General features: G+C 65.9%; 7 protein-coding genes. 5 read left to right on the top strand and 2 right to left on the bottom strand.

Annotation, left to right across the window (positions count from 1 at the left end):
• Positions 1 to 1,559, bottom strand: a 1,559-nt coding sequence (locus ENN83_RS06830; protein ID WP_287185468.1) for an AAA family ATPase, incomplete at its 3' end; no start/stop codon positions are given.
• Between the two features lie 165 nt (positions 1,560 to 1,724).
• Positions 1,725 to 2,492, bottom strand: a complete 768-nt coding sequence (gene gloB, locus ENN83_RS06825) for a hydroxyacylglutathione hydrolase (RefSeq protein ID WP_287185466.1) — start codon at positions 2,490 to 2,492, stop codon at positions 1,725 to 1,727.
• A 66-nt stretch (positions 2,493 to 2,558) separates the two neighbouring features.
• On the opposite strand from gloB, the gene ENN83_RS06820 reads away from it, so the two are divergent.
• The 5 genes from ENN83_RS06820 to atpD all read left to right on the top strand — a co-directional run.
• Positions 2,559 to 3,305 (top strand): class I SAM-dependent methyltransferase, encoded by a 747-nt coding sequence (locus ENN83_RS06820; RefSeq protein WP_287185464.1) that lies wholly within the window; start codon positions 2,559 to 2,561, stop codon positions 3,303 to 3,305.
• 264 nt (positions 3,306 to 3,569) lie between these two features.
• Positions 3,570 to 4,130: a F0F1 ATP synthase subunit delta gene (locus tag ENN83_RS06815; protein WP_287185463.1), complete on the top strand. Its 561-nt coding sequence runs from the start codon at positions 3,570 to 3,572 to the stop codon at positions 4,128 to 4,130.
• Complete coding sequence (gene atpA, locus ENN83_RS06810) at positions 4,131 to 5,669, top strand: F0F1 ATP synthase subunit alpha (protein ID WP_287185462.1); 1,539 nt, start codon at positions 4,131 to 4,133, stop codon at positions 5,667 to 5,669.
• Between the two features lie 22 nt (positions 5,670 to 5,691).
• The gene (locus tag ENN83_RS06805; RefSeq protein WP_287185460.1) at positions 5,692 to 6,561 is read left to right on the top strand and encodes a F0F1 ATP synthase subunit gamma; all 870 of its coding nucleotides are present in this window, start codon (positions 5,692 to 5,694) and stop codon (positions 6,559 to 6,561) included.
• A gap of 18 nt (positions 6,562 to 6,579) precedes the next feature.
• Positions 6,580 to 7,751 (top strand): F0F1 ATP synthase subunit beta (gene atpD / locus ENN83_RS06800; RefSeq protein WP_287185458.1); only part of this gene is annotated, 1,172 nt, incomplete at its 3' end.

The raw sequence follows: 7,751 nt of genomic DNA, 5'->3' as shown, positions 1-7,751 counted from the left end.
TGCTTGGCCACCTCGGTCTTGCCGACGCCCGTGGGCCCGGCGAACAGGTAGTTGCCGATGGGCTTCTCGGGCTCGCGCAAGCCCGCACGGGCCAGCTTGATCGCCGAGGCCAGCGCCTCGATCGCCTTGTCCTGGCCAAAGACCACCCGCTTGAGCGTGGTCTCCAGATCCTTCAGCACCTTCGCGTCGTCCTTGCTGACATTCTTCGGCGGGATGCGGGCGATCTTGGCCACCACGGCCTCGATCTCCTTGGTGCCGATGGTCTTGCGCCGCTTGCTCTCGGCCAGCAGATGCTGGGCCGCGCCCGCCTCGTCGATCACGTCGATCGCCTTGTCGGGCAGCTTGCGGTCATGGATGTAGCGCGCGGACAGTTCGACCGCGCTGCGGATCGCGTCCGAGGTGTATTTCACGTCGTGATGATCCTCGAAATAGGGCTTGATGCCCTTGAGGATCTTCACCGCGTCCTCGACCGAGGGTTCGTTCACGTCGATCTTCTGGAACCGGCGCGACAGCGCGCGGTCCTTTTCGAAATGCTGGCGGAACTCCTTGTAGGTCGTGCTGCCCATGCAGCGCAGCTTGCCGCCCTGAAGCGCCGGTTTCAGCAGGTTCGAGGCGTCCATCGCCCCGCCGCTGGTAGCGCCCGCGCCGATCACCGTGTGGATCTCGTCGATGAAGAGAACCGCGTCCGGATGGTCCTCCAGCTCGTTCACGACTGCCTTCAGCCGTTCCTCGAAATCGCCGCGATAGCGGGTTCCGGCCAGCAGCGCCCCCATGTCCAGCGAATAGATCGTCGATTTCGACAGGACCTCGGGCGTCTCGCCCTTGACGATCTTGCGCGCCAGCCCCTCGGCGATGGCGGTCTTGCCCACGCCCGGATCGCCCACCAGCAGCGGGTTGTTCTTGCGTCGGCGGCACAGCACCTGGATGCAGCGTTCCACTTCATGGTCGCGCCCGATCAGCGGGTCGACATCGCCCTTGCGGGCCTTGGCGTTCAGGTCGACGCAATATTTCGAAAGGGCGGATTCGCGCGACTCCGTGCCTTCCGACTGGCCCGATGGCTGCGTCTCTTCCTCGAAATCGCTGGCCCCGGTGACCGGGCGATGCTCGCCGAAGGACGGATCCTTGGCCACGCCATGCGCGATGAAATTCACCGCGTCATAGCGCGTCATGTCCTGTTCCTGCAGGAAATAGGCCGCGTTCGATTCCCGTTCGGCAAAGATCGCGACCAGCACATTGGCCCCGGTGACCTCGGTCCGCCCGGAACTCTGGACATGGATCGCGGCGCGCTGGATCACGCGCTGGAAGGCGGCGGTCGGCACCGCCTCGGAGCCTTCGATATCGGTGACGAGCGTGGACAGCTCGTCCTCGATGAAATCGGTCAGTGTCTTGCGCAGCTCGTCCAGATCGACCGAACAGGCCCGCATCACCTTGGCGGCGTCCGGTTCGTCGATCAGGGCCAGAAGAAGATGTTCCAGCGTGGCCAGTTCATGCCGTCGGGAATTGGCCAGGGCGAGCGCGGCATGGATGGCTTGCTCGAGTGTGTTCGAAAACGAAGGCACGAGACGCGCTCCTTTCTACCTGCGGTCGACAGGGGGCGACACCCACCTTCGACCTTGGCCTCTCTGGGTTAAGTTTTGGTGTTTGCGGGCAGGCTTCAAGTTTTTTCTGTTCAAATCTTGGCCGCCATCCCGGAAACGCCATGTTTTTCGGCACTCTCCGCGGATTCAGAAGCGGTCCTTCCGTCCGCGGATCTCGGCAAAGACCGCCGCGTCGGGGGCGTTTTCCATCGCCAGGGCGCGCTTCACCCCGGCAAGTCCCGCGCGCAGGAACGGGTTTGTGGCCTGTTCTTCGGACAGCCGCGAGGGCACGGTGGGTCGCCCCGCCGCGCGCAAGGCGGCGATCTCGTCCATCCGCGCCTTCAGCGCGGCATTCTCCGGCTCGATGGTCTGCGCGAAACGCCCGTTCGCGGCGGTGTATTCATGGCCCGAAAACACCTCCGTCCCGGGCGGCAGTGCGGCCAGCTTGCACAGGCTCGCCCACATCATCTCGGGCGTGCCCTCGAACAGCCGCCCGCAACCCAGCGCCATCAGGCTGTCGGCGGTGAACACCGCGCCCGACCCGGCGAAGTAAAAGGCGATATGCCCGACCGTGTGCCCCGGAACCTCCAGCACCTTCCCCGTTTCGCCGCCGATCGCGACCCGGTCGCCCTCCGCCACGGCGGTATCCAGCGGCGGCAGGCGGTGCGCATCGGCCGCCGCGCCGGTGACCCGGGCGCCATGGGCTGCGCGCAGCGCCTCGACGCCGCCCACATGGTCGCGATGGTGATGCGTGATCAGGATATCGCTCAGCCGCCAGCCGCGTTCGGCCAGCGCCGCCTCGATGGGTCCGGCCTCGGGCGCGTCGATCACCGCCGTCGCGCCGGTTGCCGGATCATGCGCCAGATAGGCGTAATTGTCGCTCAGGCAGGGAACGGTCACGATCTCCAGGGGCATGGCATTCTGTCTCCACATGGCTATCTTGGTTCCCGTGACCCTGGCCCGAAGGCAGCACGCGCCGCAATGCACCTCGACGTCCTGGACCTGAGGAACTTCTACTACCGCACCAATCTGGGGCGCGTGGCGCAATCTGCAATCCGCGCCCAGGTCGTGGATATCTGGCCCGAGGCCAAGGGCCAGACGGTTGCGGGCTTCGGCTTCGCCGTACCGCTGATGCGGCCCTTCACGCAGGACGCGCGCCGGGTGATCGCACTGATGCCCGGCCAGCAGGGGGTGATGCCCTGGCCCGCGGGGCAGGACAATGTCTCGGTTCTGTGCGAGGAGACCGCCTGGCCCTTGCCCGACGGCTTCGTGGACAAGCTGATCCTGCTGCACGGTCTGGAAACCTCGGAGAACCCGGCCGCCGTTCTGGACGAGGCGTCGCGCGTGCTTGGCCCCGGGGGGCGGGCGCTGTTCGTCGTGCCGAACCGCTCGGGGCTCTGGGCGCGGCGCGACGGCACGCCCTTCGGGTTCGGGCGGCCCTATTCCAACGGCCAGCTCGAATCGCAGCTGCGCCACCACGGTTTCGAGCCCGAGGCGCATCGCGCCGCCCTGTTCGCACCGCCGACCGCACGTCGATTCTGGCTCCGGACCGCGGGCATGTGGGAAAATGCCGGGCGTCGCATTTCTGCCTATTACGCGGGCGGTGTGCTGATCGTCGAGGCGACCAAGCGTGTCTACCGCCCGACCGGGCTGAGCGTGAAGGACGGCCTGACCCGCCCGCTGCGTATCCTCGAGGGCCTGCCGGCCCGCGGCCCGGAGCCCGCCTGAGCGCAACCAATCAACGGGTTTCGCCGCCCCGCAGCATGCGCGCGATCGCCGCGTCCGGCGCGCCGGATTCCGCTTGCCGACGGGGCCGTGCGGCGCGACCGTGACATGCGCGCGAATAGGGCCCTATAGGCGGTTGCGAGGTTCCCCCGCCTCTGCTACACCCACGCCGATTTCGGAGCGTGCCCGCCCGGGTGCGCCGCTTGATCTGCCCCTCACCCGTCCCAGGCGGCATTCACAGGGGCCACAGATATCGGAAGGGTTGACGTGTCCGAACCAGCCTCGATTTCGTCCGGCATTGCCGCGCGATACGCCACCGCTCTGTTCGAGATCGCGAAGGATGCCAATGCCGTCGCCGCGCTTGAGGGCGATGTCGACAAGATCGACGCCGTGCTGAAGGACAGCGCCGATTTCCGCGACCTGATCGCCTCGCCGATCTATTCGCGCGACGAGCAATCCTATGCCATCGCCGCGATCGCACCGCGCATCGGCATCGGTCTGATGACCTCGAACACCATGCGCCTCATGGCGTCCAACCGCCGCCTCTTCGCCTTGCCGCAACTGATCGCGCAACTGCGCGCGCAGATCGCCGAGTACAAGGGCGAGATCAGCGCCGATGTCGTCTCGGCCCGGCCGCTCTCGGACGCGCAGAAGGCCAGGCTTGCCGCCGCGCTCAAGGCCAATGCCGGCAAGGACGTCAAGATCAACGCCACCGTCGATGAGCGTCTCATCGGCGGCCTCGTCGTCAAGCTGGGCTCGAAGATGATCGACACCTCGATCCGCGCGCGGCTCAGTGCTCTCCAGAACACCATGAAAGAGGTCGGATAAATGGGTATCCAAGTAGCTGAGATCTCTGCGATCCTCAAGGAGCAGATCACGAACTTCGGTCAGCAGGCCGAGGTCGCAGAGGTGGGCCGCGTGCTGTCGGTCGGCGACGGGATCGCCCGTGTCCACGGCCTCGACAATGTCCAGGCCGGCGAGATGGTGGAATTCCCCGGCGGCATCCGCGGCATGGCGCTGAACCTGGAGGCCGACAATGTCGGCATCGTGATCTTCGGCTCGGACCGCGACATCAAGGAAGGCGATACCGTCAAGCGCACGAACTCGATCGTGGACGTGCCGGTGGGCGACGCGCTTCTGGGCCGCGTGGTCGACGCGCTGGGCAACCCGATCGACGGCAAGGGCCCGATCGCGACGACCGAGCGTCGCGTCGCCGACGTCAAGGCGCCGGGCATCATCCCGCGCAAATCGGTGCATGAACCCATGGCCACCGGCCTGAAATCGGTCGACGCCATGATCCCGATCGGCCGCGGCCAGCGCGAGCTGATCATCGGCGACCGCCAGACCGGCAAGACCGCTGTCGCGCTCGACGCGATCCTGAACCAGAAATCCTATAACGAGGCCGCTGGCGACGACGAAAGCAAGAAGCTCTACTGCGTCTATGTCGCCGTGGGGCAGAAGCGCTCGACCGTCGCCCAGCTGGTCAAGAAGCTGGAAGAGACCGGCGCCATGGCCTATTCGATCGTCGTGGCCGCGACCGCCTCCGACCCCGCGCCGATGCAGTTCCTCGCGCCCTATTCGGCGACCGCGATCGGTGAATTCTTCCGCGACAACGGCCGCCACGCGCTGATGATCTATGACGACCTGTCCAAACAGGCCGTCGCCTATCGCCAGATGTCGCTGCTGCTGCGCCGCCCGCCGGGGCGCGAGGCCTATCCGGGCGACGTGTTCTACCTGCACTCCCGCCTGCTGGAACGTTCGGCCAAGCTGAACGAGGATCACGGCGCGGGCTCGCTGACGGCGCTGCCGATCATCGAGACCCAGGCGGGCGACGTGTCGGCCTATATCCCGACCAACGTGATCTCGATCACGGATGGCCAGATCTTCCTCGAAACCGACCTGTTCTACCAGGGCGTTCGCCCGGCCGTGAACACCGGTCTGTCGGTGTCGCGCGTCGGCTCCTCGGCCCAGACCAAGGCAATGTCTTCGGTCGCCGGTCCGGTGAAACTGTCGCTCGCCCAGTATCGCGAGATGGCGGCCTTCGCGCAGTTCGGCTCGGATCTCGACGCCTCGACCCAGCGCCTGCTGAACCGCGGTGCGCGCCTGACCGAACTGATGAAGCAGCCGCAATACTCGCCGCTGACCAACGCGGAAATCGTCTGCGTGATCTTCGCCGGCACCAATGGCTATCTCGACAATGTCGCGGTCAAGGATGTCGGCCGGTACGAGGCGGGGCTGCTGAACTTCCTGCGCTCGAAGCATCAGGCGCTGCTGGACGACATCACCAACAACGACCGCAAGGTGAAGGGCGAGCTTGAGGACAAGATCAAGGGCGCGCTCGACGAATTCGCCAAGACTTTCGCCTAAGCCGCGGGTCAGGATCGGATAGATGCCCAGCCTCAAGGACCTGAAGAACCGGATCGGAAGCGTCAAGAACACGCGGAAGATCACCAAGGCCATGCAGATGGTCGCGGCGGCCAAGCTCCGCCGCGCCCAGGAGGCCGCCGAAAGCGCGCGCCCCTATGCCGAGCAGATGCAGAAGGTGATGTCCGGCCTCGCCGCGTCGTCCACCGGGGCCGCCAACGCGCCCCGGCTGCTGGTCGGCACCGGGTCGGACAAGGTGCACCTGCTGGTGGTCATGACCGCCGAGCGCGGCCTGTGCGGGGCGTTCAACTCGTCGATCGTGCGTCTGGCCAAGACCCGGATCAACGACCTTGTCCGCCAGGGCAAGACGGTCAAGATCCTCACCGTGGGCCGCAAGGGCCGCGAACAGCTCAAACGCGACTTCGCCGCGCTGATGATCGGCCATATCGACCTGTCCGAGGTCAAGCGCGTCGGCTATGACAATGCCCGCCAGATCACCGACGACCTGATCGAGCGGTTCAAGGCCGGGGAATTCGACGTCGCGACGATCTTCTTCAGTCGCTTCCGCTCGGTCATCAGCCAGGAGCCGACGGCCCAGCAGATCATCCCCGCGGTGTTCGACGCGCCCGAGGCGTTCTCGACCATCTACAGCTTCGAGCCGACCGAGGGCGAGATCATGTCCGAACTGCTGCCGCGCGGCGTGGCCACCCAGATCTTCGCCGCGCTTCTGGAGAACAGCGCCTCGGAACAGGGCGCGCGGATGTCGGCCATGGACAACGCCACGCGCAACGCGGGCGACATGATCGACCGGCTGACCATCGTGTACAACCGCTCGCGTCAGGCTGCGATCACCAAGGAACTCATCGAAATCATTTCGGGCGCCGAGGCGCTCTAGCGGAACCGGAGAAACGCAATGGCAAATGCTGTAGGCAAAGTCACCCAGGTGATCGGTGCCGTCGTCGACGTGCAGTTCGAGGACCAACTGCCCGAGATTCTGAACGCGCTGGAAACCGAGAACAACGGCAAGCGGCTTGTGCTGGAAGTGGCCCAGCATCTGGGCGAAAACACCGTGCGCACCATTGCCATGGACGCGACCGAGGGTCTCGTGCGCGGCGCCCGCGTCACCGATACCGGCGGCCCGATCTCGGTGCCGGTGGGCGATGCCACGCTCGGCCGCATCCTGAACGTGATCGGCGAACCGATCGACGAGAAGGGGCCTGTCGTCGCTTCTGAAAAACGCTCGATCCACCAGCCCGCGCCCGAGTTCGCCGAACAGGCGACCTCGTCGGAAATCCTGGTGACCGGGATCAAGGTCATCGACCTGCTCGCGCCCTATTCCAAGGGCGGCAAGGTGGGCCTGTTCGGCGGTGCCGGGGTGGGCAAGACCGTGCTCATCATGGAACTGATCAACAACATCGCCAAGGTGCACTCGGGCTATTCCGTGTTCGCGGGCGTCGGCGAACGCACCCGCGAGGGCAACGACCTCTATCACGAGATGATGGATTCCGAGGTCATCAAGATCGACAACCTCGCGGAATCCAAGGTGGCGCTGGTCTATGGCCAGATGAACGAACCGCCCGGCGCGCGCGCCCGCGTCGCGCTGACCGGCCTGACGCTGGCCGAACAGTTCCGCGACCAGTCCGGCACCGACGTTCTGTTCTTCGTCGACAACATCTTCCGCTTCACCCAGGCGGGCTCCGAGGTGTCGGCGCTTCTGGGCCGCATCCCCTCTGCGGTGGGCTATCAGCCGACGCTGGCGACCGACATGGGCGCGCTGCAGGAACGCATCACCTCGACCAAGGCCGGCTCGATCACCTCGGTCCAGGCGATCTACGTCCCCGCGGACGACCTGACCGACCCCGCACCCGCGACCTCCTTCACTCACCTTGACGCGACCACCGTTCTGTCGCGCGCGATCTCCGAACTGGGCATCTACCCGGCGGTTGACCCGCTCGACTCGACCTCGCGGATCCTCGATCCGGCGATCGTCGGCGAAGAGCATTACCAGGTGGCGCGCGACGTGCAGGGCATCCTGCAACGCTACAAGTCGCTGCAGGACATCATCGCGATCCTCGGCATGGACGA

The organism is Rhodovulum sp. (assembly GCF_011048875.1).
Classification (GTDB): Bacteria; Pseudomonadota; Alphaproteobacteria; order Rhodobacterales; family Rhodobacteraceae; genus Rhodovulum; species Rhodovulum tesquicola.
The sequence above is the reverse complement of the archived record's forward strand: the minus strand, read 5'-3'. Positions and strand labels throughout refer to the sequence as shown.

Excerpts from the sequence above, each read along its gene's own strand:
- ENN83_RS06820 (WP_287185464.1), top strand. The coding sequence starts at position 2,559 with ATGCACCTCGACGTCCTGGACCTGAGGAACTTCTACTACCGCACCAAT.
- ENN83_RS06805 (WP_287185460.1), top strand. The coding sequence starts at position 5,692 with ATGCCCAGCCTCAAGGACCTGAAGAACCGGATCGGAAGCGTCAAGAAC.
- gloB (WP_287185466.1), bottom strand. The coding sequence starts at position 2,492 with ATGCCCCTGGAGATCGTGACCGTTCCCTGCCTGAGCGACAATTACGCC.
- atpA (WP_287185462.1), top strand. The coding sequence starts at position 4,131 with ATGGGTATCCAAGTAGCTGAGATCTCTGCGATCCTCAAGGAGCAGATC.